The organism is Candidatus Neomarinimicrobiota bacterium, assembly GCA_022560655.1.
Classification (GTDB): Bacteria; Fidelibacterota; Marinisomatia; order SCGC-AAA003-L08; family TS1B11; genus JADFSS01.
On sequence record JADFSS010000066.1, the window covers coordinates 9,658 to 10,939 of the forward strand.

Consider the following 1,282-nt stretch of genomic DNA (forward strand, 5'->3'; position numbering starts at 1 on the left):
GATGCCCACAGTTTCTTTCACCTGGATGCGCCCGCGGCCTCCTCTCCCCAAATTCAGGCGGTCTACGATCAGTATGACTACGACTGGCAGCACTGGCCCGCCGGAGAGGGCGCGCCCTTCGAGGACGTGGACGGTGACGGCCAGTACGATCCGGCAGTGGATTTCCCCGGGGTTCCAGGGGCCAGCCAGACCATCTGGCTGGTGGCCAACGATCTGCCCAACGCGGATGGCACCCACGTATCGCCTGCCTTCGCGGGCGCGCCGCCCATTGGCATCGAAATGCAAATGACCCTGTACGCCACACAACGGTGGAATCTGCCGGCCATCAACAAGGTGATATTCAGCGACGTTCGACTGATTTACACCGGCCTCCCTGACACGCCGGATAGCGCCCACATCGATACCATGTACATCAGCCAGTGGGCCGATCCCGACCTGGGCGATTTTGGCGATGATCTAGTAGGCTGGGATCACAACCTAGACATGGGCTACGTGTATGACGGTAGCCACTCCTTCGTTTACCCTTTCAGTCCAGAGTTGCCCGCCGTGGGTCATGTGTTGTTGGAAGGACCCAAGGCGGGTGGGGACACACTTAGGGCTACGGCCTTTTACGGGACTTGGCCGATTTTTACCTTCGGAGATATCGGAGAATATGTTGGCTCCTTGCAGTGGTTCAACCTGATGGAAGGGTTCCTGTCGCGTCCGGAGTATCCCACTCAACTCCCCTACGAAAATCTCCAGGGAGATCCCGTCAAATTTAACCTTGATGGTGATCCCGTGACGGGTACCGGTTTCTTGGACGGTATCCAATTCTCACCCGGCGACCGCGTTTACCTGATAAGCACTGGACCCTTTGCCATGGCCCTGGGCGACACGCAGGAAGTCACCCTGGCCCTCGTCGGCGCATTGGGCGCTGGTTTTCCGGACAATATCGTTAAACTGCGTGAGTCCGCTGTCGTGGCCCAGATCTACAACGAAGACGGCCTGCCCCCGCTTGATATTTCGGGGCCGCAAAGCACCTACTTCCCGGAGCACTACGCCCTCAGCGCCAACTACCCCAACCCCTTCAACCCCATCACCCGCATCGACTACCAGGTGCCGGTGGTCTCCATCCTAACGCTGGGGGTCTACAATCTGCTGGGGCAAGAGATCATCAGGCTGGTTGAACAACACGCCCACCCGCCCGGTAGCTTCTCGGTGGTCTGGAACGGGCACAGCTGGAAGGGCCAGCTGGTGCCGGCGGGGGTCTACTTCTACCGCCTGGAAGCGCTGCCGCCGTATG

Annotated in this window: 1 protein-coding gene; it reads left to right on the plus strand. The window is 59.7% G+C overall.

Translation table 11 applies throughout. The annotated features are described in order from the left end of the window. Positions 1-1,282, plus strand: a 1,282-nt coding sequence (locus IH971_09215) for a hypothetical protein (GenBank protein MCH7498017.1), incomplete at both ends; no start/stop codon positions are given.